The sequence below is a fragment of the Pseudomonas sp. dw_612 genome (genome assembly GCF_018449725.1).
Classification (GTDB): Bacteria; Pseudomonadota; Gammaproteobacteria; order Pseudomonadales; family Pseudomonadaceae; genus Aquipseudomonas.
Genome location: NZ_JAAVVC010000003.1, coordinates 78255 through 101080, shown reverse-complemented (window position 1 = coordinate 101080; position 22826 = coordinate 78255). Strand labels below are relative to the sequence as shown.

Annotated in this window: 21 protein-coding genes; 15 read left to right on the top strand and 6 right to left on the bottom strand. The window is 61.0% G+C overall.

All coding sequences use genetic code 11. The features are described 5' to 3' along the window. The first annotated feature begins 75 nt into the window (after window positions 1-75). Complete coding sequence (dprA, locus tag HB680_RS06125) at window positions 76-1176, top strand: DNA-processing protein DprA (RefSeq protein ID WP_213937685.1); 1101 nt, start codon at window positions 76-78, stop codon at window positions 1174-1176. Window positions 1177-1230: 54 nt separating this feature from the next. After that, window positions 1231-1788, top strand: coding sequence for an L-threonylcarbamoyladenylate synthase (locus tag HB680_RS06120; RefSeq protein WP_213937684.1), 558 nt, complete (start codon window positions 1231-1233; stop codon window positions 1786-1788). Window positions 1789-1900: 112 nt separating this feature from the next. On the opposite strand, the gene HB680_RS06115 is transcribed toward HB680_RS06120, so the two are convergent. Then, entirely contained in the window at window positions 1901-2878 is a 978-nt protein-coding gene (locus HB680_RS06115) for an NADPH:quinone reductase (protein ID WP_213937683.1), read from the bottom strand. Window positions 2879-3042: 164 nt separating this feature from the next. On the opposite strand from HB680_RS06115, the gene hemF reads away from it, so the two are divergent. Together hemF and aroE are read left to right on the top strand one after the other, a co-directional pair. Next, window positions 3043-3957, top strand: coding sequence for an oxygen-dependent coproporphyrinogen oxidase (gene hemF / locus HB680_RS06110; protein WP_213937682.1), 915 nt, complete (start codon window positions 3043-3045; stop codon window positions 3955-3957). An 11-nt stretch (window positions 3958-3968) separates the two neighbouring features. After that, window positions 3969-4790, top strand: coding sequence for a shikimate dehydrogenase (gene aroE / locus HB680_RS06105; RefSeq protein WP_213937681.1), 822 nt, complete (start codon window positions 3969-3971; stop codon window positions 4788-4790). 87 nt (window positions 4791-4877) lie between these two features. On the opposite strand, the gene HB680_RS06100 is transcribed toward aroE, so the two are convergent. The 3 genes from HB680_RS06100 to betC form a co-directional block, all read right to left on the bottom strand. Further along, window positions 4878-6446: a SulP family inorganic anion transporter gene (locus HB680_RS06100; protein WP_213937680.1), complete on the bottom strand. Its 1569-nt coding sequence runs from the start codon at window positions 6444-6446 to the stop codon at window positions 4878-4880. 250 nt (window positions 6447-6696) lie between these two features. Next, window positions 6697-7617, bottom strand: a complete 921-nt coding sequence (gene choX / locus HB680_RS06095; RefSeq protein ID WP_213937679.1) for a choline ABC transporter substrate-binding protein — start codon at window positions 7615-7617, stop codon at window positions 6697-6699. Window positions 7618-7633: 16 nt separating this feature from the next. Next, window positions 7634-9148: a choline-sulfatase gene (gene betC / locus HB680_RS06090; RefSeq protein ID WP_213937678.1), complete on the bottom strand. Its 1515-nt coding sequence runs from the start codon at window positions 9146-9148 to the stop codon at window positions 7634-7636. A 114-nt stretch (window positions 9149-9262) separates the two neighbouring features. Here betC and HB680_RS06085 point away from each other — a divergent pair, with 114 nt between their 5' ends. After that, window positions 9263-10213 carry a LysR family transcriptional regulator gene (locus tag HB680_RS06085; protein ID WP_213937677.1) on the top strand — a complete coding sequence of 317 codons (951 nt, stop codon included), beginning with the start codon at window positions 9263-9265 and terminating at the stop codon, window positions 10211-10213. 97 nt (window positions 10214-10310) lie between these two features. On the opposite strand, the gene HB680_RS06080 is transcribed toward HB680_RS06085, so the two are convergent. After that, window positions 10311-10976 (bottom strand): NAD(P)H-binding protein, encoded by a 666-nt coding sequence (locus HB680_RS06080; protein ID WP_213937676.1) that lies wholly within the window; start codon window positions 10974-10976, stop codon window positions 10311-10313. An 83-nt stretch (window positions 10977-11059) separates the two neighbouring features. On the opposite strand from HB680_RS06080, the gene HB680_RS06075 reads away from it, so the two are divergent. Beyond that, window positions 11060-11386 (top strand): DOPA 4,5-dioxygenase family protein, encoded by a 327-nt coding sequence (locus tag HB680_RS06075; protein WP_213937675.1) that lies wholly within the window; start codon window positions 11060-11062, stop codon window positions 11384-11386. Here the strand turns inward: HB680_RS06075 and HB680_RS06070 are convergent, their stop codons facing one another. Continuing rightward, window positions 11387-11788 (bottom strand): GFA family protein, encoded by a 402-nt coding sequence (locus HB680_RS06070; protein WP_213937674.1) that lies wholly within the window; start codon window positions 11786-11788, stop codon window positions 11387-11389. A 395-nt stretch (window positions 11789-12183) separates the two neighbouring features. On the opposite strand from HB680_RS06070, the gene HB680_RS06065 reads away from it, so the two are divergent. The 9 genes from HB680_RS06065 to HB680_RS06025 all read left to right on the top strand — a co-directional run bounded on the left by HB680_RS06065 (window position 12184) and on the right by HB680_RS06025 (window position 22787). Further along, window positions 12184-13491: a CitMHS family transporter gene (locus HB680_RS06065; protein ID WP_213937673.1), complete on the top strand. Its 1308-nt coding sequence runs from the start codon at window positions 12184-12186 to the stop codon at window positions 13489-13491. A gap of 89 nt (window positions 13492-13580) precedes the next feature. Next, window positions 13581-14348 (top strand): TerC family protein, encoded by a 768-nt coding sequence (locus tag HB680_RS06060; protein WP_213937672.1) that lies wholly within the window; start codon window positions 13581-13583, stop codon window positions 14346-14348. Between the two features lie 361 nt (window positions 14349-14709). Next, window positions 14710-16368, top strand: a complete 1659-nt coding sequence (locus HB680_RS06055) for a Na/Pi cotransporter family protein (RefSeq protein ID WP_213937671.1) — start codon at window positions 14710-14712, stop codon at window positions 16366-16368. Between the two features lie 166 nt (window positions 16369-16534). After that, entirely contained in the window at window positions 16535-17923 is a 1389-nt protein-coding gene (locus HB680_RS06050) for an insulinase family protein (RefSeq protein WP_213937670.1), read from the top strand. Window positions 17924-18177: 254 nt separating this feature from the next. Further along, window positions 18178-19206, top strand: coding sequence for a DUF5924 family protein (locus HB680_RS06045; RefSeq protein WP_213937669.1), 1029 nt, complete (start codon window positions 18178-18180; stop codon window positions 19204-19206). 54 nt (window positions 19207-19260) lie between these two features. Then, window positions 19261-20409, top strand: a complete 1149-nt coding sequence (locus tag HB680_RS06040) for an ABC transporter permease (RefSeq protein WP_213937668.1) — start codon at window positions 19261-19263, stop codon at window positions 20407-20409. After that, on the top strand, window positions 20406-21209 hold the full coding sequence (locus tag HB680_RS06035; protein WP_213937667.1) for an ATP-binding cassette domain-containing protein: 804 nt from the start codon (window positions 20406-20408) through the stop codon (window positions 21207-21209). The genes HB680_RS06040 and HB680_RS06035 overlap by 4 nt, the downstream gene beginning before the upstream one ends. A 1-nt stretch (window position 21210) precedes the next feature. Next, window positions 21211-22149 carry an MlaD family protein gene (locus HB680_RS06030; protein ID WP_213937666.1) on the top strand — a complete coding sequence of 313 codons (939 nt, stop codon included), beginning with the start codon at window positions 21211-21213 and terminating at the stop codon, window positions 22147-22149. Beyond that, complete coding sequence (locus tag HB680_RS06025; RefSeq protein WP_213937665.1) at window positions 22146-22787, top strand: ABC-type transport auxiliary lipoprotein family protein; 642 nt, start codon at window positions 22146-22148, stop codon at window positions 22785-22787. The genes HB680_RS06030 and HB680_RS06025 overlap by 4 nt, the downstream gene beginning before the upstream one ends. Window positions 22788-22826 lie beyond the last annotated feature (39 nt).

Below are 22826 nucleotides of genomic sequence, written 5' to 3'. Positions count from 1 at the left end.
CTCCACAAGTTACCAACAGAGTTATCCACAGCTTATTCCCGTTTGAACGGGGCTCATAACGATCAAGGATGATCCATGTCGCTCTCTGCTTTTACCCCGGTTTCCCCTGCGGAACTGGAGGCGCGTTTACGTCTGCATCGCTTGCCTGAGCTGGGGCCGGCGCGATTTAAAAAACTGCTTGGAGCCTTCGGCTCGGCGTCAAAAGCCATCAGCGCACCGGCCAGTGCCTGGCGTGCACTGGGGTTGCCGGCAGCCAGCGCCGAGGCCCGACGCTCCGGTGAAATCCGCGACGGCGCCAGCCACGCATTGGCCTGGCTAGAGCGTCCGGGCCAGCATTTGCTGATGTGGGACCAGCCCGAGTACCCGGCGTTGCTCGCAGAAATCAGCGACGCACCGCCGCTGTTGTTCGTCGCTGGGGATCCGCAGATCCTGGAAAAACCGCAACTGGCGATGGTCGGCAGTCGCCGCGCATCGAGGCCGGGCATGGACACCGCCGCCGCGTTTTCCCGCAGTCTGGCCGGTGCCGGATTCGTCATTACCAGCGGTCTGGCCTTGGGCATTGATGCTGCCGCGCACCAAGCGGCTTTGGACGTGGGCGGCCAAACGGTCGGCGTGCTTGGCACGGGTCTTGAAAAGTTTTATCCACAGCGCAACCGGCGGCTGGCAGACGCCATGATTGCCTCGGGCAGCGCGGTGCTTTCGGAGTTCCCGCTGGACGCCGGCCCGACCGCCAGCAACTTTCCCCGGCGCAACCGGATCATCAGCGGTTTGTCCCTCGGCGTGCTGGTGGTGGAGGCCAGTGTGGCCAGTGGTTCGTTGATTACCGCCAGGCTTGCGGCGGAGCAAGGTCGGGAGGTGTATGCGATTCCCGGATCAATTCATCACCCCGGCGCCAAGGGCTGTCATCAATTGATCCGCGACGGTGCGCTGTTGGTGGAAACCATCGAACATATCCTCGAAGCGTTGCGCGGCTGGCAGCAGTTGCCGTTGTCCACCGAAACACCGCAGGCAACTCATCCGCTGCTGATGTTGCTGCACGCCGCGCCCCACACCAGCGAAGCGTTGGCACACAGCAGCGGCTGGGCCTTGCCCAAAGTGCTGGCGGCGTTGACGGAATTGGAAATGGACGGTCGGGCGGTGTGCGAAAACGGGCGCTGGTTTGCGCGGGTGAGCTAGGTTTTATAAGGAAGATCGGTAAACTGCGCAGAGCCTTATTCCGGAGAGTTTTTCATGGTCAACAGCTGGCGGGTGCAACAAGCCGCACAAGCAATTCGCGCAGGAGCGGTGATTGCCTACCCAACCGAAGCCGTCTGGGGCCTGGGTTGCGACCCGTGGGACGAAGAGGCGGTTGAGCGTTTATTGATGATCAAGGGCCGGTCCATGGAAAAAGGCCTGATCCTGGTCGCCGACAACATTCGCCAGTTCGACTTCCTCTTCGAAGATTTCCCGGAACTGTGGATGGACCGTATGGCCAGCACCTGGCCAGGACCGAACACCTGGCTGGTACCGCACCAGAATCTGTTGCCGCTATGGATTACCGGTATGCATGAAACGGTAGCGCTGCGGGTCAGCGATCATCCGTTGGTGCGGGATTTGTGTGCGTTGGTCGGGCCGCTGGTGTCCACCTCCGCCAACCCGCAAGGTCGGCCGGCCGCGCGCACGCGGATTCGCGTCGAGCAGTATTTCCGTGGGCAAATCGATGGCGTGCTGGGTGGGAATCTGGGCGGGCGCAAGAACCCGAGTGTGATTCGGGATCTGGCGACGGGGCATGTGGTGCGTCAGGGCTGATACCGCGTCATCGTTCTTCGCGGGCAAGCCTCGCTCCTACAGGTTTGAGTCGTTCTCATGGTGTGTGAACGACTCGACCTTGTAGGAGCGAGGCTTGCCCGCGAAGGCGTCCTCAAGGCAACAGAACAGTCGACCCCGTCGTCCGCCGCGCCGACAACTCGGTCTGTGCCTTCGCCGCTTCAGCCAACGGATACTTCTGGCTGATATCCACCGTCACCTTGCCACTGATGATCATCTCGAACAGCTCATCCGCCATGCGCTGCAGGTTCTCGGCGTTATTGGCATAAGTCGCCAGGGTCGGCCGGGTCACGTACAGCGAACCCTTCGCCGACAGAATCCCCAGGTTCACCCCGTCCACCGCACCCGAGGCATTACCGAAACTCACCACCAGGCCCCGAGGCGACACGCTGTCCAGCGACGTCAGCCAAGTGTCCTTGCCCACGCCGTCGTACACCACCGGGACTTTTTTCCCGTCAGTCAATTCCAGCACCCGTTGTGCGACGTTTTCGTGGCTGTAATCGATGGTCGCCCAGGCGCCGTTGGCCTTGGCCAGTGCGGCTTTCTCCGCCGAACTGACGGTGCCGATCAGCTTCACGCCCAATGCTTTGGCCCACTGGCACGCCAGGGAACCGACACCGCCCGCCGCCGCGTGGAACAGGATGGTTTCGCCGCCCTTGAGTTCATAAGTCTGACGCAACAGGTACTGCACGGTGAGGCCCTTGAGCATCACACCGGCGGCCTGTTCGAAGCTGATGGCGTCCGGCAGCAGCACCAGATTGGCTTCCGGCAAGACGTGAACCTGGCTGTAGGCGCCCAACGGGCCGCTGCCGTAGGCCACGCGATCGCCGACCTTGAAGCGGGTGACATCGCTGCCCACCGCTTCGACCACGCCCGCGCCTTCCGAGCCCAGGCCCGACGGCAATGCCGGCGGCGGATAGAGGCCGCTGCGGAAATAGGTATCGATGAAGTTCAGGCCGATGGCCTTATTGGTGACACGCACTTGCTGCGGGCCGGGCTCGGCGGGTTGGTAATCGACATACTCGAGCACTTCGGGGCCGCCATGGGCGCGGAATTGAATACGCTTTGCCATCAGAACTCTCCTTAGGTCGCATTACGAAGCTCCCTATCGGACTCCTAAGCTTGATCTTCGTCAACTGCGGCGCGCCTGCCTGCAATGTTATGCTACGCGCCCATTTGCGCCGGCCCCCGCTCCCATGGCGCGCCGCGTAGTTTTGCCCGATTCAAGGTGATGACATGACGACCCGCACCGAGGCCGTAAAAGCCTACCTGCTCGACCTGCAAGACCGCATTTGCGCCGCTCTGGAAACCGAGGACGGCGGCACGCGCTTCGTTGAAGACGCCTGGACCCGCCCTGCCGGCGGTGGCGGTCGCACCCGGGTCATCGAAAACGGCACGGTGATCGAAAAGGGCGGCGTCAACTTTTCCCACGTCTTTGGCAGCGGTCTCCCACCGTCCGCCAGCGCCCATCGGCCGGAACTGGCCGGGCGCGGCTTTGAAGCGCTGGGCGTTTCGCTGGTGATTCACCCGCACAACCCCCACGTCCCGACGTCCCACGCCAACGTGCGCTTTTTCATTGCGGAAAAAGAAGGTGAAGAACCGGTCTGGTGGTTTGGCGGCGGCTTCGACCTGACCCCTTACTACGGCAATGAAGAAGATTGCGTGCACTGGCACCGCGTTGCCGAAAAAGCCTGCGCGCCGTTCGGGCCGGACGTTTATCCGCGCTACAAGGCCTGGTGCGACACCTATTTCCACATCAAGCATCGCCATGAGCCGCGAGGCATCGGTGGCTTGTTTTTTGATGACTTGAACGAGTGGGACTTCGACACCAGTTTCGCCTTCATGCGCGCAATCGGTGACGCCTTCATCGAGGCTTATCTGCCGATCGTACAACGCCGCAAGAACGATGCGTTCACCGCCAAACAGCGTGAGTTCCAGGAATTCCGCCGTGGCCGCTACGTCGAGTTCAACCTGGTCTACGACCGTGGCACGTTGTTCGGTTTGCAATCGGGCGGACGTACCGAGTCGATCCTGATGTCCCTGCCGCCGCAAGTGCGCTGGGGCTATGACTGGAAAGCCGAACCGGGCAGCGACGAAGCGCGCCTGACCGAGTACTTCCTGCAAGATCGCGATTGGTTGGCCAAGGCCTGAGAGGAATTCTGATGGATCGTTACGTCGTTTTCGGTAACCCGATTGGCCACAGCAAGTCGCCGCTGATCCATCGTCTGTTTGCCGAGCAGACCGGTGAGCCGTTGGACTACAGCACCTCGCTGGCGCCGCTCGACGACTTTTCCGACTTCGCCCGGGCATTTTTTGCTGAAGGCCATGGGGCAAATGTCACCGTGCCGTTCAAGGAAGACGCCTATCGCCTGGCCGACAGCCTGACGCCGCGTGCGCAGCGGGCCGGTGCGGTCAACACCTTGAGCAAACTGGCCGACGGCACGTTGTTGGGCGACAACACCGACGGCGCCGGGCTGGTGCGCGACCTGACGGTCAACGCCCATTTCAGCCTCAAGGGCAAACGCATCCTGCTACTGGGTGCTGGCGGCGCGGTGCGCGGTGCCTTGGAGCCATTGCTGGCCGAACAACCGGCGTCGCTGATCATCGCCAACCGCACGGTGGAAAAAGCCGAGTTGCTGGCGCAATTGTTTGCCGACCTGGGACCGGTGTCCGCCAGTGGCTTCGATTGGTTGCAGGAGCCGGTGGACCTGATCATCAACGCCACGTCCGCCAGCCTGTCAGGCGATGTACCGCCGATTGCCGGAAGCTTGATCGAGCCGGGCAGAACGCTGTGCTACGACATGATGTACGGCAAGGAACCGACCTCGTTCTGCCGTTGGGCCAGCGAACACGGCGCGGCGGTGGTGATGGACGGGTTGGGGATGCTGGCCGAGCAGGCGGCGGAAGCCTTTTTCCTGTGGCGCGGCGTGCGGCCGGATACGGCGCCAGTGTTGGCCGAGCTTCGTCGCCAATTGGCCTTGTAAGAGCAAAATCAAAAGATCGCAGCCTTCGGCAGCTCCTACAGGGTGAACGCCAATCCACTGTAGGAGCTGCCGAAGGCTGCGATCTTTTCAGTCCTCAAACCGGATCGGGCACTTCTCCGCCCCTTCGAGCTTGCGCAACTCCTCCACCACCGGCGGCCGTGCACCGCGCAAGGTCAGGCTGCGATCCTGACGCAACAGCCGCCGCGCTTCCTGGTGCAACATTTCCACCCCCGAATAGTCGATGAAGTTGATCTGCTGCGCCTCGATCACCACCCGCGCGCCGTGCATCCGTTGCAGGCGCACTTGCAGGTAATGGCTGGCGCCAAAGAAGATCGAGCCGCCGACCCGCAGAATATCTTCATCGCCATCACGCCAGTGCTGCACCCGCGGTTGCGAGGTGCGCTTGAGGTAGAAGAACAGCGACGCCAGCACCCCGGCATAGATCGCCGTCTGCAATTCCAGCAGCAACGTGGCGACACAGGTCAGGGCCATGACTGCGAATTCGGCGCGGCTGACCCGCAGCAAGGCGCGAATGCCGCGATGGTCCACCAAGCCCCAGGCGATCAACAGAATGCTGCCGGCCATGGCCGGAATCGGAATGTGCGCGATCAACCCGGCACCGAAGATCGCGAACAGCGCCACCCACAACGCCGAGAACACCCCGGCTAGCGGCGAACAGGCGCCTGCTTCGTAGCTCAGGCCCGAGCGGGTGAAAGAACCGGCTGACAACGATCCGGAAAAAAACGCACCGACCATGTTCGACAGACCCTGGGCGCGGACTTCCTGATTCGCGTCGAGTAACTGTTGCGAACGGGCCGACAGGGAACGGGCAATCGACAGACTGGTCACGAGCCCGAGCATGCCGACCGCCACTGCGCTGGGCAGCAGACGCAGGATCAAGTCCAAATCCAGCGGCAGCGCGCTGAAGGGCGGCAGCCGTCCGAAAAACGCGCTGACCAATTTCACATGGCCGAACATCGCGGGCCAGAACCAGACCAGCAAACCGCTTAGCACCAGCGTGATCAACAGCGTCGGCCAGCGCGGCAGCAGCAGTTTCAGAACGATACCGACCACCACCGTGGCCAGGCCCAGCACCAGCGACGGTTTATCCACAGCCCCGAGGTGCATGATCAAGGTCATCAGGCTGTTGAGCGCCGTGGCCTGATTGGGCAAGGCCATCCCCAACAGGTTCGGCATCTGCCCAATGGCGATTACCACCGCCGCGCCGAGGGTGAAGCCCAGCACCACCGAGTGCGAGACGAAATTAACCAGCGCGCCGAAACGCAGCATTCCCAACAACCACTGGAAAATCCCGGCCAGGAGCGTAAGAAGCAGGATCAAGGTGATGTAGTCCTGGGACGCCGGCACTGCCAGTGGACTGACGCTGGCGTACAGGACGATGGAAATCGCCGCCGTAGGACCGCAGATCAGATGCCACGACGAACCCCACAGACAGGCGATCAGCACCGGGATGATGGCGGCATATAAACCGTATTCCGGTGGGAGACCGGCGATCAGCGCGTAGGCAATAGACTGCGGCAGCGCGAGAATCGCACCGCTGAGGCCGACGATCAGATCGCGGCCGACACTGGCGCGGGTCTGGCGCGGTAGCCAACTGAGAAACGGGAAGAGTGAATGGCGGCTGGGGAAGGCCATGGGTCCTCTCGGGTGGGAGTTTGCGCAAAGGGTAACAGGGTGTGAGGGGTGCCAGTTCGATCGACCCCTCTCCCTAACCCTCTCCCCAAAGGGGCGAGGGGACTGACCGTGTTGTTCTCTGGAGCTACATCGACCTGAACGCCCGAGTCGATCTCAGGTTAAGAACAGCATGAAGATCGGCTCCCTTTCCCCGTCTCCCCTCTGGGGAGAGGGGTCGATCCTGAGTCCAACACAACCCCAGGATCACCAATCAAAGCTTGGCTTTCACCGCCCCCAACGCATCCTTGCCATCCACGGTCTTCACGCCATCCAGCCATTTATCCAGCACTGCCGGATTGGCCTTGATCCACGCCTTCACCGCCTCAGCATTGCTGACCTTCTTGTTCACCACCTCGGCCATGATGCTGTTCTCCATTTCCTGGGTGAAACTCAGGTTGGTGAGCAGTTTGCCGACGTTCGGGCAGGCCTGTGCATAACCTTTGCGGGTCAATGTATAAACCGCTCCGGTGTCGCCGAAATACTTCTCGCCGCCCTTCAAGTAATGCATTTTCAACTGCACGTTCATCGGGTGCGGGGTCCAGCCGAGGAAGGTCACGAACTTCTGTTTCTTCACGGCGCGGGACACTTCGGCCAGCATCGCCTGCTCGCTGGACTCGATCAGCTTCCACTGGCCGAGTTCGAAGTCGTTCTTCTTGATGATGTCCTGCAGCGAGATGTTCGCCGGGGCGCCGGAGCCGATGCCGTAGATCTTCTTGTCGAACTTGTCGGCGTATTTGTTCAGGTCGGCAAAATTATGCACACCCGCGTCCCAGACGTAGTCCGGCACCGCCAGGGTGAACTCGGTGCCGTCGAGGTTTTTCGCCAGTTGCGTCACGTCACCCGTGGCGACGAACTTGTCGTAGAAGCCCTGCTGCGCCGGCATCCAATTACCCAAAAAGACGTCGACCTGACCATCCTTCAAACCGCCAAAGGTGATCGGCACCGCGAGGGTGTCGACTTTGGCCTTGTAGCCCATGCCGTCCAGCAGAAACCCGGTGATGGCGTTGGTCGCGGCGATGTCGCTCCAACCCGGATCGGCCATTTTCACTGTCTCGCAGCTCTGGTCGGCGTACGCCGATGCACTGCCCAGAGCCAGAAGCCCGACCGTTAGTACTGTGGATAACCTTTGCATGGACTTCCCCTTCACATTATTGGTTTTGGCAGGGTTGTGGATAACGTGCTTTGCGCTCCAGGTCATCAAGGTCGATGTGGTTGCGCATGTACTGCTGACTGGCGTCTACCAGCGGCTGGTGATCCCAGCTCTTCAGCTTGCCGATAGTCAGGGCGTCGGCAACAAAACGCCGGCGCCGCTGGCTGTCGAGGACCTGTTGGTGGATCGCCGGAATATTCCATTTGGCCCGGGCTTCAGCGAGAAAATCGTCGAACAGTTGGCGATGTTGCGGCGACTGGCTGAGTTCTTCCTGTTCGCGTGGGTCGTTCTGTACGTCGAAGAGTAGACACGGGTCGTCTTCGCTGTAGATGAATTTGTAGGCCCCGCGACGAATCATCATCAATGGGCTGATGGTGCCTTCGGCCATGTATTCGCCGAACACCTCGTCGTGACCGCCCTGCCCTTGCAGGTGCGACACCAGCGAGCGGCCGTCCAGCGGCAAATTGGCTTCCAAAGAACCGCCAGCCAGTTCGACGAAGGTTGGCAGCAGATCCGCCGTGGACACCGCCGCACTGACCCGGCCCGCCCCGAATTGCCCAGGCGCACTGATCAACAGGGGCACGCGGGCGGCCATTTCGAACCAGTGCATTTTGTACCAGAGACCACGCTCGCCGAGCATGTCGCCATGGTCGCCAGAGAAAACGATGATGGTGTCATCGATCAGGCCTGTTTCTTCGAGGGTTTGCAGGAGTTTGCCGACGTTGCTGTCGATATAGCTGCACGCACCAAAATACGCACGGCGGGCGTCGCGAATCTTATCCACAGGCAGCGGCTTGTCCCATAGATCGTAGACCTTGAGTAAACGCTGGGAGTGCGGATCGAGTTCCGTCTGCGCTGGGGTTGTAGGCAACGGGATGTCGGCGTCGTCGTACATATCCCAGAAAGCCTTGGGAATGGTGTACGGGTCGTGTGGGTGGGTCATCGACACGGTCAGGCAAAACGGCTGATCGCCGTCCTCGCGAATGTGATCGAACAAGTACTGCTGGGCCTTGAATACCACCTCTTCGTCGAAATCCAGTTGATTGGTGCGCACGCACGGCCCGGCTTGCAGCACAGACGACATGTTGTGGAACCAGGTCGGACGCACGTCCGGTTCGTCCCAGTTCACCGACCAGCCGTAGTCGGCCGGGTAGATGTCACTGGTCAGGCGTTCTTCGTAGCCGTGAAGTTGGTCCGGGCCGCAGAAATGCATCTTGCCCGACAGCGCGGTGCGGTAGCCGAGGCGACGCAGGTAGTGGGCATAGGTCGGGACGTCGGCGGGGAAATCGGCGGCGTTGTCGTAAGCGCCAATCTTGCTCGGCAACTGACCGCTGACCAGGGTAAAGCGCGACGGCGCGCACAACGGGCTGTTGCAATACGCGGCGTCGAACACCACGCCTTCGGCGGCGAGGCGACTGAGATTCGGGAGTTTGATGGGCGAAGGGCCGTAGAACGGCAACATTGGCGCGGCCATCTGATCGGCCATGATGAAAAGAATATTCTTGCGCTTCATGTGATCGCGGCATTCCATAGTGAATATTTATGCGAGAGTGCTGCGACCGAGCATGTAGGCCATGCTCTTTGTGGTAAAGCCCATGCCAGGCAATGACTAGGATAAGCACAGCTTATGTATGACGCCCTCGGTGATTTGTCCCTCGATCTGTTGCGCGCTTTCGAATCAGCGGCGCGTCAGCACAGCTTTACCGCCGCTGCGGTGGAACTTGGCACTACTCAGCCGGCGATCAGCCAGCAGATCAAGCGGTTGGAGGAACAACTGGGCACACGGCTGTTTGATCGCATCTATCGCGGTATTGAACTGACCGAGACCGGGATGATACTTTTCGAGCAAGTTAAGCTCGGTTTGCAGAATATCGACGCCGGATTGACCGCGATCAGCGCACAGCAATCCCATGAGGTGCTGCAAGTCGCCACCGATTTCGCGTTCGCCGCTTATTGGCTGATGCCGCGCCTGCATCGCTTTCACGAAGCCAATCCTCAAGTCGATGTCAGCCTCGTCACCAGCGAACGTAATCACAACATGCTGCGCACCGATATCGACGTCGCGGTGTTGTTTGGCGACGGGCGTTTTAAACAGGGTGAAAGCCATTGGTTGTTTAGCGAGGAAGTGTTCCCCGTGTGCAGTCCTTTGTTGTTGAAGGATCGCGCCCTGCCCTTGCCCGTCCAGTCGTTGCTGGAACTGCCCCTGCTGCACCTGCGCGGTGAAAACAGCAGCAACTGGTTCGACTGGAGCGGCGTGTTCCGTGAGCTGGGGATAACTTCGGCGCCAGCGCCGGGACAGCTGCGTTTCGACAATTACACCTTGTTGATCCAGGCCGCGATTGGCGGCCAGGGCGTGGCCATCGGTTGGCGGCACCTTGTGGATAACTTGCTGGCCCAGGGTTTGTTGTGTCGGCCGATTGCCGACACGGTGATATCCCGATTGGGTTATTACGTGGTGTTGCCCCAGCGCAAACGCCGGGGCGTGCTGATTAAACAATTTGTGGACTGGTTAATGGCGGAACAGGCCAGCAGTGCGCAATCGTTGACCGGTTTGCCGTTTCCGTCGATTGCGGTGTAAAGGGCAAAAGATCGCAGCCTTCGGCAACTCCTACAGGATCGTGTACGGCAAATAAGCGATGCCGACCCCTGTAGGAGCTGCCGCAGGCTGCGATCATTTACGGTTCGGAAGCCGCCACAAAACTCACATGCTCGGCCACATGCAGGTTCAACCGCAGCTCATCGGCAATACCGATGGCGACCCGGTTCAACCGCTCAAGCGGTTCGGCCAGACCCGGCTCCAGGCTGGTGCTGACCTGACTGAAATGCTCGATGGTCAGCCCGGCAACGCCGCGCGGCGCATCGACCAACGTCCATTGCAGGCCGCTGCTTTGCAGGGCATCGAGGATTTCCTCGGCAGCGTGGTGCTGCAGGTCGTCCTCCACCTCGGGCTCGTCCAGCTCCTCAAAATGCCCCACCACAAACAAGCGGCCAATGCCGGCGGCTTGCATGCCGTCGATCAACGCATCCACCGCCAGCACCTGCTCGACCGGGCCGGGCACGATGGTTTTTTCCACGTGTTCGCTGTTGATCGGCAGCCCTGGTGCGTCCAGTAAACAGATCACCGCCGAACAACCGGCCACGCTTTGCTTGACCCGTTCGGCGTCGAACAGATCGCCATTCTTGGTACGCAGACCCGGTCGTGGCGCCAGCGCCGTCAGGTCATCGAGGATCGCGATCACTTCATGCTGGCGCCGCAGCATTTCAGCCATCAGCGCACTGCCCAGGCTACTCATGGCACCATAGAGCACCACTTTCACCACCGGGGTTTCGGCATTTTTCATGGCTGAGTTCCTTGTTTCCTACCTATATGGCGTGTGACCTGTAGGAAACGGTGAGGGTTCGACCGGGATTTCGAGAGGTTCAAATGCAGCAGATCACGGGCTACCACGCCCACGTCTATTTCGACGCCAACACCATCGACCAGGCCAGGGCCTTGTGTGAGCAGGCGGCCAAGCTGTTCCCGTTGAAGATGGGCCGCGTACACGAACGTCCGGTCGGTCCGCATCCGGACTGGAGCTGCCAACTGGCGTTCGGGCCGGAGCTCATCGGCGAGGTGCTGCCGTGGCTGGCGCTCAATCGCAACGGTTTGGTGGTGTTCCTGCACCCGGACACCGGCGATGACTTGCTCGACCACACCGAACACGCGGTGTGGATGGGCGCGATCCGGCCGCTGAATCTGTCTATTTTCTGATCAGATCGTTTCCTCGGCTTCACTCGGCAAATGTTCGTCCAGATGCAGCCAGGGCAAGCGACTGTCGGTCCAGATGTGTCGGTCGGCCGGGGCGGTTTCCGGATGATCGAGGGTGGCGATGGTCAGGTCGATGCTCTCGGGGCTGAGCTGGGTGATCAGCGCAACTTGCGCCCCACAGGTCGGGCAGAAATATCGCGCACAGTGTTCGGAAGAGTCGTACCGCGCCGGTGTCCCGCCCTTCCACTCAAACGTTGAGGCGGGCACGGTGATCCAGGTGGTCACGATCCCGCCGCTGACGCGCCGGCAAATCGAGCAATGGCAGTGGGCGATGTCGTGCAACGGCCCGCTGAATTGATAGCGCAGATGTCCGCAATGGCAACCGCCGGTATGGATGTCGCGCATGGTGTTCACTCCTCATCAGTGTTGACCGCTTCGCGAGCAAGCCCGCTCCCACAGGGTATGCATTCCAATGTGGGAGCGGGCTTGCTCGCGAAGGCCTCAACTCGGTTTACCTTCCGTCCGACGACCGGTCACACGCCCGGTCAATGCTTTCAGCAACGAAAGCTTGATGAAAGCTTTCCCCATTAGGATCGCCCCCACTACCGGCAACAGACCGGTTGGCCAATGCCTGTGTTTTATCGCTCGCACGGTCCAATTAACAACAACAATGGTGATTCTGATGTCCTCTGCTACCCGCCGCTTTGCTGCAACTCCCCCCGTACGCCTCGTGCTTCCCGTTCTGCGCTGACCCACCCGGTTCGCCCATTCCTTAGCCGCGCTACGCCTGGAGTATTCCCATGCTGACTTTCCTTGGCTTTGCCATGGTCATCACGTTCATGTTCCTGATCATGACCAAGCGCCTGTCCGCGCTGATCGCCCTGATCATCATTCCAATCATTTTCGCCCTGTTCGGTGGGTTTGCGCCGAAGATCGGCCCAATGATGCTCGAAGGCATCACCAAGCTTGCGCCGACGGGCGTGATGCTGATGTTTGCCATTCTGTATTTCGCCCTGATGATCGACTCCGGCCTGTTCGACCCGGCCGTGCGCAAGATCCTCAAACTGGTCAAGGGCGACCCGTTGAAAGTTTCGGTCGGTACCGCCGTTCTGGCGCTCGTTGTCTCCCTCGATGGTGACGGCGCGACCACTTATATGATTTGCGTGGCCGCCATGCTGCCGCTCTACAGCCGCATCGGCATGAGCCCGCGAATCATGGCTGGCCTGATCATCCTCGCCGGCGGCGTGATGAACATGACCCCGTGGGGCGGCCCGACCGCCCGTGCTGCGAGTGCGCTGCATGTGGACCCGTCCGACATTTTCGTGCCGATGATTCCGGCGATGCTGGCCGGTGTGGTGGCAATCCTGGCGATTGCCTACTTCTACGGTAAACGCGAACGTGCGCGTCTGGGTGAACTGCACCTGGCGGGCGACGAAGTGGACCACAGTGAAATCAGCGTTTCCCAGTTCCCGGACGCCCGTCGTCCGAAATTGATCTGGTTCAACGGCGCGTTGACCATTGCGCTGATGTGCACCTTGATCGCCGGCCTGTTGCCGCTGCCAGTGCTGTTCATGGTGGCCTTCAGTATCGCGATGATCGTCAACTATCCGTGCCTGCAACAGCAGAAGGACCGCGTTGCGGCCCACGCCGGTAGCGTGCTGGCGGTGGTCGGGTTGATCTTTGCGGCCGGTATCTTCACCGGTATTCTTTCGGGCACCGGCATGGTGGATGCCATGTCGAAAAGTCTGTTGGCGGTCATCCCGGAGTTCCTGGGCCCGTACCTGGCGGTGATCACGGCGCTGGTGAGCATGCCGTTCACCTTCTTCATGTCCAACGACGCATTTTATTACGGCGTGTTACCGGTGCTTGCCGAGGCCGCCAGCCATTACGGGATCACCGCCGTGGAAATGGCACGTGCCTCGATCGTCGGCCAGCCCGTCCACCTGCTGAGCCCGCTGGTTCCATCGACTTACCTGTTGGTGGCCCTGGCCGGTATCGAATTTGGTGATCACCAGCGCTTTACCCTCAAGTGGGCAGTGCTGGTGTGCATGTGCATACTGGTTGCAGCGTTGCTGATGGGGATTTTTCCGCTCTTCAGCACTCTATAAGCCAAAGACTCACTCACCCCGACGGGTCCGCGCTTCGCTGGTTGAAGCCTGGACGTTTCGGGGTTTAACACTCGCTCAAAGGAATACACATGGAATGGCTGACCAACCCTGAAATCTGGGTTGCCTTTTTCACGCTGACTGCCCTGGAGATCGTCCTGGGCATCGATAACATCATCATGATTTCGATCCTGGTCAGCCGCATGCCCAAGCATATGCAGGCTCGCACCCGGATTTTCGGCCTGGCCCTGGCCATGGTCACGCGGATCCTGTTGCTGCTGTCGATCACGTGGGTCATGCGCCTCACTGCCGACCTGTTCGAAGTGTTCGGCCAGGGGATTTCCGGGCGTGACCTGATTCTGTTCTTCGGTGGTCTGTTCCTGCTGTGGAAGAGCTCGCAAGAGATGTACCACGCGCTGGAAGGCGAAGACGAAACCAACGAAGGACCGGGCGGCAAGGGCGGCAACTTCCTTTACACGATCATTCAGATCGCGATCATCGACATCGTGTTCTCGCTGGACTCGGTGATCACCGCCGTCGGCATGGTCTCCCACGTTCCGGTCATGGTCGCCGCGATCATCGTCGCCGTACTGGTGATGATGTGGGCGTCCGGCACCATCAGCGAGTTCATCGACAAGCACCCGTCGCTGAAGATGCTGGCGCTGTCGTTCCTGCTGATCGTCGGTACCGTGCTGATTGCCGAATCCTTCGACGTTCACGTGCCAAAAGGCTACGTCTACTTCGCCATGGCGTTCTCGCTGGCGGTGGAAGCGATCAACATCAAGATGCGCACCGCGATCGCGAAAAAGAAGAAACAGCAAGACCCGGTGAAACTGCGCAAGGACATTCCTGGCCAGTAATTGAGTCGCACAGGCTAACCCTTGTAGCAGCTGGCGTAGCCTGCGTTCGGCTGCGAAGCAGTCGTAAAATCAGCGCACGCGGTGTACAGAAGAACTGCGGTGTAAGGATTGACGGCTGCTGCGCAGCCGAACGCAGCCTTCGGCAGCTGCTACAGGGGGCGGTGTCGCTAAGGGGCCTTCGGGCCCTTTTTCATCTCCGCATCAAGCTGTTTTTATGACAGTTTTGTTTCAATCACTTCTTTAGCTATGCGATGCTGGCGCCCAGACCGTTAGCCAACTACAGCTTAAGTACAGAACGTAGAACGTCGCGCGGCACCGTCAACTTGTCCCTTTGGGACGCTACCACCACAGGGGGCCCAGCATGCTGACCCTGCTCAATTTGCTATCTGCCGTGACCTTGCTGATCTGGGGCACGCACATCGTCCGAACCGGCATCCTGCGGGTCTACGGTTCCAATCTGCGCCATGTGATTGGCCAGAACATGTCCAAGCGTGGGCTGGCGTTCATCGCCGGCATTGTCGTGACCGCCATGGTCCAGAGCAGCAACGCCACGGCCATGCTTGTCACTTCCTTTGTCGGCCAGGGCCTGATGGCGCTGACCCCGGCCCTGGCAACCATGCTCGGCGCCGACGTCGGTACCGCGTTGATGGCGCGGGTGCTGACCTTTGACCTGTCGTGGCTGTCGCCGCTGCTGATCTTTCTCGGGGTGATTTTCTTCCTCTCGCGCAAACAGACGCGGGTCGGGCAGATGGGCCGGGTCGCCATCGGCCTGGGGTTGATCATCCTGGCGCTGCAACTGATTGTCGAAGCCGCCGCCCCGATCACCCACGCCCAAGGGGTGAAAGTGATCTTCGCGTCCCTGACCGGTGACATCCTGCTCGATGCCTTGATCGGCGCACTGTTCGCGATGATTTCCTACTCCAGCCTGGCGGCCGTGCTGCTGACCGCCACCCTGGCCGGCGCCGGCGTGATCAGTCTGCCCGTGGCCATCGGCCTGGTGATCGGCGCCAACATCGGTAGCGGTGTGCTGGCCTTTATGAGCACCAGCATGCAAAACGCCGCCGGTCGTCAGGTGGCGTTGGGCAGCCTGTTGTACAAACTGATCGGCCTGTTGCTGATCATTCCGGTGCTCGACCCGCTGGTGCACTGGATCGACAGCCTCGATTTCAGTCCGCAGGAAATGGTCATCGGCTTCCACCTGCTCTACAACACCGCGCGTTGCCTGATCCTGTTGCCCAGCGTCGGGCCGATGGCGAAGCTTTGCGCCTGGCTGCTGCCGGAACGGCCGGAACTCAATGGCATGGCCAAGCCCCGGCACTTGGACGCGACCGCGTTGGTCACCCCGAGCCTGGCGCTGGCCAACGCGGCCCGGGAAACCCTGCGCATCGGCGACCTGATCGACAACATGCTCGAAGCCATGCTCGACGTGCTGCACGGCAAACAAACCGCCGTCACCCAGGAAATGCGTCGTCTGACCGACGATGTCGAAGCGCTCTACAGCGCAATCAAACTTTATCTGGCGCAGATGCCCCGGGAAGACCTCAGCGATCAGGACAGCCGCCGCTGGGCGGAAATCATTGAGCTGGCGATCAACCTCAAACTCGCCAGCGACCTGATCGAACGCATGCTGCGCAAGGTCCAGCAGCAGAAGACCTCGCAACGCCGGTCCTTCTCCGAAGTGGGCCTGGAAGAGTTGGCGGGGCTGCACAGTCAGTTGATCTCCAACCTGCGCCTGGGATTGTCGGTGTTCCTCAGCAGCGATCCGGAAAGCGCGCGACAGTTGCTGCGGGAGAAACGTCGCTTTCGCGCACAGGAACGCCGCTTGGCCCATGCCCATGTCAGCCGATTGCAACGTAAGATCGTGCAAAGTATCGAAACCAGTTCGCTGCACCTGGAACTGATTGCCGACATGAAACGCTTGAATTCGCTGTTTTGCAGCAGCGCCTATGCGGTCTTGGAAACCTCCGACACCGGAGCGCTGGCGGCTGACGATTTGGCTGACATCACACATTCGCCTTGAACGTCTGGCAGTGTGGTCAGTCAGTAACAGTGGTTCAGCCATTCAGGTCATTCGCGAGCAAGCCCGCTCCCACAGAGGAATGCATTTCAAATGTGGGAGCGGGCTTGCTCGCGAAGACGGCCTGACTGACGACACGGATCTCCGATTGGTTGCCTGGAAGCTCGTTATGCGTTGTCTGTTGTTCGCCTGTCTGTTGCTCGGTTCATTCCCTTCGTTCGCCCTGGATCGTTTCCAGGTCGAAGGCTATGCGCTGCCCAACGGCCTGCAGTTGCTGCTCAAACCCGGCACCGATCGCGGGCATGTGGCGATTCGCCTGGTGGTCGGCGTCGGTTTCGATGACTTCAAATGTGCAGACAAAGAGCTGCCACACCTGCTCGAACACTTGCTGTTCAGCGGCATCGACGCCAGCGGCGAAGGTGGCCTGGAGGAGCGCATGCAGGCCCTCGGCGGCGAATGGAACGCCTACACCAGCAACGCCGACACCACGTTCGTCATCGAAGCCCCGGCGAAAAACCAGCGCAAAGTCCTCGACCTGCTGCTGGCGCTGCTGACCCAAACCCGCATCGACGACAACGCGATCAACGCCGCCAAGCAAGTGGTCGAGCGTGAAGACGGCGGCCATTACTCACATTTGCAGCGCTGGATGGATCGTCAAGACCTGGGCCACACGGCCAGCAATCAGTTAGCCATCGAGCTGGGCCTAAAATGCCCCGAGCGCGCCGAAGTCGATCACCTGACCCGCGAACAACTGGATACGGTGCGCAAGGCCTGGTACGCCCCGAACAACATGACCCTGATCGTGGTCGGCGACCTCGACAAGTTGCTGCCGGCCTATCTGGAACGGGCCTATGGCGCGCTTGAAGCGGTCGATCCCACCGACCATTTGCCGCTGCCGGAAATCAATGCCAGCGCCGCCCATGAACGCAGCCTGATTCACGGTTTTGTCGGCGGCGGTGCGAAATTGCACTGGCTGGTCCCGGAACCGGTGCTGGAAGACGTGCCAGACCAGACGTTCGACCTGCTCAAGGATTATCTGGATTGGGCGCTCTATCGCCAGATGCGCCTGGCCCATGGTTTGTCCTATGGCCCTTGGGCCGAGCGGGAGTTGTTTGGCAGCGTCGGTTTCATGAGCCTCAACGCCGACCTTGAGCGGGAAAGCGTCGCTGAGGCCGAACAAGTGCTGGAGGACATGAAGGCCGAATTGCTCAAGAACGGCCTCGATGTCGAGACGTTTGACCGCCTCAAACAAGCCGCGATCGCTCGCCAGTCCTGGGCCGTGCAAGGCAACAGCGCTCTGGCCGATTATTACTGGGGCGCCTTGGGCGACTACGAGGACGGCCGCTTCACCGACCCGGCCAAGGAGCTGCAAGGCGTGACGCTGGAAGAAGCGAACAAGGCCATGCGCGAGTTGTTGCTGCAGCCGGGGTATTTGCGGATCGAGAAGCCGTTGATCAGTGATGATCAGCTGTTGTGGGCGATTGCCGGGGTGTTTGGGTTGATGGTGCTTGGGGTGCTGGGCTGGCGCGTGCATCGCCGGACGCCACGATCTGTGTAGCAGCTGGCGAAGCCTGCGTTCAGCTCGTGTAGCAGCTGCCGAGGCACGAGGCTGCGTTCGGCTGCGAAGCAGTCGTAAAATCAGGCGACGCTGTGTTTCAGTAAGACCGCGAGCTCAGGTTTTACGGCCGCTTCGCAGCCGAACGCAGCCTCGTGCCTCGGCAGCTGCTACAAGGGTACATGCCAACCTCGCCACACGGACTCGCCAGCGCTACCCTGTCGAGGATTTTTCCTACGAATAGTGTGAACCGCCGAATGCCAACCCTGACCCTCTACGTCCAGCGCATCCTCGAATTGATGAAGCGCTATCCCGGGGTCATTGCGCTCGGTGGTTTTATCTCTGGCGTCGGCAGCTTCATGCTGGTGGATCGCCAACAGGGCCTGGCGACGTGGATCACCACCATCATGCTGGTCAGTTGGGTCTGGCTGATGCTGGAAAACAGCCTGACCAAGCTGTTCGCCAAGATCTTCAAGCGCGAAATCCCCCAACCGTTGCTGCGTTACGCGACGCAGATGATCCACCAGGAAAGTCTGTTTTTCGTCCTGCCCTTTTTCTTCATCACCACCACCTGGAACAGCGGCCAACTGTTTTTCACCGGGTTGCTGAGCATCGCGGCGCTGATTTCCATCACCGACCCGCTCTACTACAAATGGCTGGCGCCACGGCGCTGGGCGTTCCTGGCGCTGCACACCCTGACGCTGTTCGCCGCCCTGCTCACCGCCCTGCCCGTGATCATGCACCTGACCACGTCCCAGAGCTTCAAACTGGCCCTGGGCATCGCCATGCTGTTGTCGTTTCCGAGCCTGGCGTCGATCTTCCCGATTCGCACCGTGCGCAACGCCCTGGCGATTCTGAGCATCACCTTAGGCATCGGCGCCCTCGGTTGGGTGCTGCGCTCGTGGGTGCCGCCGGCCACGCTGTGGATGACCGACGTCGCGATCAGCACCGAAATGCAGGACCGCACCCCCGGCGACAGCCTGGACGAAGTCAGCGCCGAGCAGATTCGCGGCGGCGGGCTCTACGCCTACACCGCGATCAACGCTCCGCGCGGTCTGGATGAGCGGATTTATCACGTGTGGCAGTTCAACGGCCAGGAAGTCGACCGCATCCCGCTGGACATTCACGGCGGGCGCAAGGAAGGCTACCGGGCCTGGACCCACAAGCAGAACTTCCCGGGCAACCCGGCAGGCAAATGGCAAGTCCGGGTGTTGACCGAGGATGGCCAGGTGATCGGCGTGCTGCGCTTCGTGGTCAAGGACAGCACACCGACCAAAGAAAAGTAATGCGGTTCGTGCTATTACGTAGATCTGCGTAACAGCCGAACAAGCACGGAGCTTATGACCAGCAGCACAATGGCCGGCAATGCCCAGTTAGACACGTCACACACCCCTGCACAATTGCGGGTCACGGGTGACTGGACGCTCGCCCATTACGCTGACCTCAAGCGCCTGGGCGACAAGCTGCGCGGCCAGTACGACGACAGCACCCACATCGACCTCAATGGCCTCGGCGCCCTCGACACCGCCGGCGCTTCGTTGCTGGTGGAGCTGCTGGGTTCCGAACGCTTGGGCCGCTCGGCCGAACACCCCCAATGCACCCTCTCCAACGCCGATCGCGCGTTGCTGCAAACCGTCTACTGCTCGCTGACCGATTTCTGTGTCCCGCTCAAGGAACCGGAAGTCGGCGTCGGCATTCAATTGCTGACCCGCATCGGTCGCGCGGTTGACGCGGTGTGGCAAGACACTCTGCAACTGCTGGGCTTCGTCGGCCTGATCCTCGAAACCATCGCTCGTGGGCTGTTTCGGCCCAAGCGCTGGCGCATCACGCCGATGGTTGCGCACATTGAACAGACCGGCCTCGACGCCGCGCCCATCGTCGCCCTGCTGACCTTTCTGGTGGGCGCGGTGGTGGCGTTTCTCGGGGCGACGGTGCTGGCGAGTTTCGGCGCGAGCATTTTCACCGTGGACCTGGTGGCATTCTCCTTCCTGCGTGAGTTCGGCGTGTTGCTGACCGCGATCCTGATGGCCGGGCGCACCGCCAGTGCGTTCACCGCGCAAATCGGTTCGATGAAGGCCAACGAAGAAATCGACGCGATCCGCACCCTGGGCCTCGATCCGATGGAGTTGCTGGTGGTTCCACGGGTTCTGGCGCTGCTGGTGGCGCTGCCGATGCTGACCTTTCTGGCGATGATCTCCGGGATTGTCGGCGGCGGCGTGGTCTGTGCGGTGTCGCTGGGGATTTCGCCGGCGATGTTCCTGTCGCTGCTGCAAACCGACATTGGCGTTCAACATTTTCTGGTGGGGATCGTCAAAGCGCCGATCTTCGCGTTCCTGATCGCGGCGATTGGTTGCCTGGAAGGCTTCAAGGTCAGCGGCAGCGCCGAATCCGTCGGCGCTCACACCACGTCCAGCGTGGTTCAGTCGATTTTCGTGGTGATCGTGCTCGATGCCGTGGCCGCGTTGTTTTTCATGGAGATGGGCTGGTGAGCCGACAACCGCGAGCGCCCTCCGAGGCGGTGATCGAAGTCCGTGGGCTGTGCAATCGCTTCGGCAGCCAAAGCGTGCACGAGAACCTCGACCTGGATTTGTACAAGGGCGAAATCCTTGCAGTGGTCGGTGGTTCCGGCAGCGGCAAATCGGTGTTGCTGCGCAGCATTGTCGGTTTGCGTCGGCCCAGTGAAGGCGTGGTGAAGGTTTTCGGCAAGAATCTGCCGACGCTGTCCGAACATGAGCGCTCGATGGTCGAGCGGCGCTTCGGCGTGCTGTTTCAGAAAGGCGCGCTGTTCTCTTCGCTGACCGTGACCGAGAACGTCGCCCTGCCCCTGATCGAGCACGCCGGCCTCAGTCGCGCCGACGCCGAGCACCTGGCGGCGGTGAAACTGGCGCTGGCCGGGCTGCCGTTGTCGGCGGCGGACAAATACCCGGCGTCCCTGTCCGGCGGCATGATCAAGCGTGCGGCGCTGGCCCGGGCGTTGGCGCTGGACCCGGACATCTTGTTTCTCGATGAGCCCACCGCCGGCCTCGATCCGATTGGCGCCGCCGCTTTCGATCAACTGATCCTGACCCTGCGCGATGCCTTGGGCCTGAGCGTTTTCCTGGTGACCCACGACCTCGATACGCTTTACACCATCACCGACCGGGTGGCGGTGCTGGCGCAGAAGAAAGTGCTGGTGGCGGACGCCATCGACAAGGTCTCGGAAACCGATGACCCGTGGATTCACGAATACTTCCATGGCCCTCGCGGCCGCGCGGCGCTGACGGCCGCTCAACAGCTAAACGAGGTCTGACATGGAAACCCGAGCCCATCATGTATTGATCGGCCTGTTCACCGTGATTGTGGTGGCGGGCGCCCTGCTCTTCGGTTTGTGGCTGGCCAAGTCCAGCGTCGACACCGAGTTCAAGGACTACGAAATCGTCTTCAACGAGGCGGTCAGTGGTTTGTCCAAGGGCAGCGCCGTGCAGTACAGCGGCATCAAGGTCGGCGACGTGGTCAGCTTGCGCCTCGACCCGAAAGACCCGCGCCGGGTGCTGGCACGGATTCGCCTCGGCGGCGAGACGCCGATCAAGGAAGACACCGAGGCTAAACTGGCGCTGACCGGGATCACCGGTACTTCGATCATCCAGCTCAGTGGCGGCACGCCGCAGAGTCCCAAGCTCAAAGGCAAGGACGGCGAGTTGCCGACGATTGTGGCGGCACCTTCGCCCATCGCCCGTCTGCTGAACGACAGCAGCGACCTGATGGCCGGGGTGAACGTCTTGATGCACAACGCCAACCAGATGTTCTCTTCGGAGAACGTCGAGCGCATCAGCAAAACCCTTGAGCATCTGGAGCAAACCACCGGCACCATCGCCGATCAGCGCGGCGATATTCGTCAGGCGATGCAGCAGCTGGCCTCGATCGGCAAACAGGCCAGCGCCACCCTCGAACAGACCACCGCGCTGATGCGCAATGCCAACGGCTTGCTCAACGATCAGGGCAAGCAGATGTTCGGCAGCGCCGGGCAGGCGATGAAGTCGCTGGAACAGACCACCGCGACCATCGACAAACTGCTGACCACCAACCAGGACTCCCTCAACAGCGGCATGCAGGGCCTCAATGGTCTGGCCCCGGCGGTGCGTGAATTGCGCGACACCCTGAGTTCGCTGCGGGCCATTTCCCAGCGACTGGAAGCCAACCCCAGCGGTTACCTGCTGGGCAGCGACAAGAACAAGGAATTCACGCCATGAAGCTGACTCACCTCGCCCTCCTCGCCGGTTTTGTGTTGATCAGCGCTTGCTCGATCCTGCCCAAATCCGAGCCGTCGGATGTCTATCGCTTGCCTTTGGCCCAGAGCGGCGCAGTCGCCAGTCACGGGACGCCGCAACACTGGTCGCTGCGCCTGACCAAGCCCCAGGCAAGCGAAGCGTTGAACAGCCCGAAAATCGCCGTGATTCCTCAGGGGGATTTGATCAGCAGCTACAAGGCGTCGCGCTGGAGCGATCCGGCGCCGGTGTTGTTGCGTAATCGGTTGCTGGATGGGTTTCAGCGCGATGGTCGGGTGTCGTTGTTGAGCACTGATGACAGCAACTTCCAGGCAGATCTGGAGCTGGGCGGCAACCTGCAAGCGTTCCAGACCGAATACCAGGGCGCGAATGCGAGCGTCGTCGTGTGCCTGGATGCGTTATTGGTGCGCGGTTATGACCAGCGAATCCTCGCCAGCCGCCGCTTTGAAGTGCGCCAGCCATTGAGCGACGTAAAGGTGCCGTCGGTGGTTGCCGGGTTTGGCCAGGCCAGCGCTCAACTGACGGCACAGGTCGTGGCTTGGGCGGTGGAGCAAGGGCAGAAAGTCGCGCCGCCCGTCAGGAATGCCGCCGATCCCTTGTAGCAGCTGGCGCAGCCTGCGTTCGGCTGCGAAGCAGTCGCT

Coding starts and splice junctions, on each gene's coding strand:
- HB680_RS06025 (WP_213937665.1), top strand. CDS start 22,146: ATGAAGCTGACTCACCTCGCCCTCCTCGCCGGTTTTGTGTTGATCAGC.
- HB680_RS06055 (WP_213937671.1), top strand. CDS start 14,710: ATGCTGACCCTGCTCAATTTGCTATCTGCCGTGACCTTGCTGATCTGG.
- HB680_RS06115 (WP_213937683.1), bottom strand. CDS start 2,878: ATGGCAAAGCGTATTCAATTCCGCGCCCATGGCGGCCCCGAAGTGCTC.
- HB680_RS06040 (WP_213937668.1), top strand. CDS start 19,261: ATGACCAGCAGCACAATGGCCGGCAATGCCCAGTTAGACACGTCACAC.
- hemF (WP_213937682.1), top strand. CDS start 3,043: ATGACGACCCGCACCGAGGCCGTAAAAGCCTACCTGCTCGACCTGCAA.
- HB680_RS06050 (WP_213937670.1), top strand. CDS start 16,535: ATGCGTTGTCTGTTGTTCGCCTGTCTGTTGCTCGGTTCATTCCCTTCG.
- HB680_RS06065 (WP_213937673.1), top strand. CDS start 12,184: ATGCTGACTTTCCTTGGCTTTGCCATGGTCATCACGTTCATGTTCCTG.
- HB680_RS06045 (WP_213937669.1), top strand. CDS start 18,178: ATGCCAACCCTGACCCTCTACGTCCAGCGCATCCTCGAATTGATGAAG.
- HB680_RS06100 (WP_213937680.1), bottom strand. CDS start 6,446: ATGGCCTTCCCCAGCCGCCATTCACTCTTCCCGTTTCTCAGTTGGCTA.
- HB680_RS06120 (WP_213937684.1), top strand. CDS start 1,231: ATGGTCAACAGCTGGCGGGTGCAACAAGCCGCACAAGCAATTCGCGCA.
- HB680_RS06030 (WP_213937666.1), top strand. CDS start 21,211: ATGGAAACCCGAGCCCATCATGTATTGATCGGCCTGTTCACCGTGATT.
- dprA (WP_213937685.1), top strand. CDS start 76: ATGTCGCTCTCTGCTTTTACCCCGGTTTCCCCTGCGGAACTGGAGGCG.
- aroE (WP_213937681.1), top strand. CDS start 3,969: ATGGATCGTTACGTCGTTTTCGGTAACCCGATTGGCCACAGCAAGTCG.
- choX (WP_213937679.1), bottom strand. CDS start 7,617: ATGCAAAGGTTATCCACAGTACTAACGGTCGGGCTTCTGGCTCTGGGC.
- HB680_RS06060 (WP_213937672.1), top strand. CDS start 13,581: ATGGAATGGCTGACCAACCCTGAAATCTGGGTTGCCTTTTTCACGCTG.
- HB680_RS06070 (WP_213937674.1), bottom strand. CDS start 11,788: ATGCGCGACATCCATACCGGCGGTTGCCATTGCGGACATCTGCGCTAT.
- HB680_RS06075 (WP_213937675.1), top strand. CDS start 11,060: ATGCAGCAGATCACGGGCTACCACGCCCACGTCTATTTCGACGCCAAC.
- HB680_RS06085 (WP_213937677.1), top strand. CDS start 9,263: ATGTATGACGCCCTCGGTGATTTGTCCCTCGATCTGTTGCGCGCTTTC.
- HB680_RS06080 (WP_213937676.1), bottom strand. CDS start 10,976: ATGAAAAATGCCGAAACCCCGGTGGTGAAAGTGGTGCTCTATGGTGCC.
- betC (WP_213937678.1), bottom strand. CDS start 9,148: ATGAAGCGCAAGAATATTCTTTTCATCATGGCCGATCAGATGGCCGCG.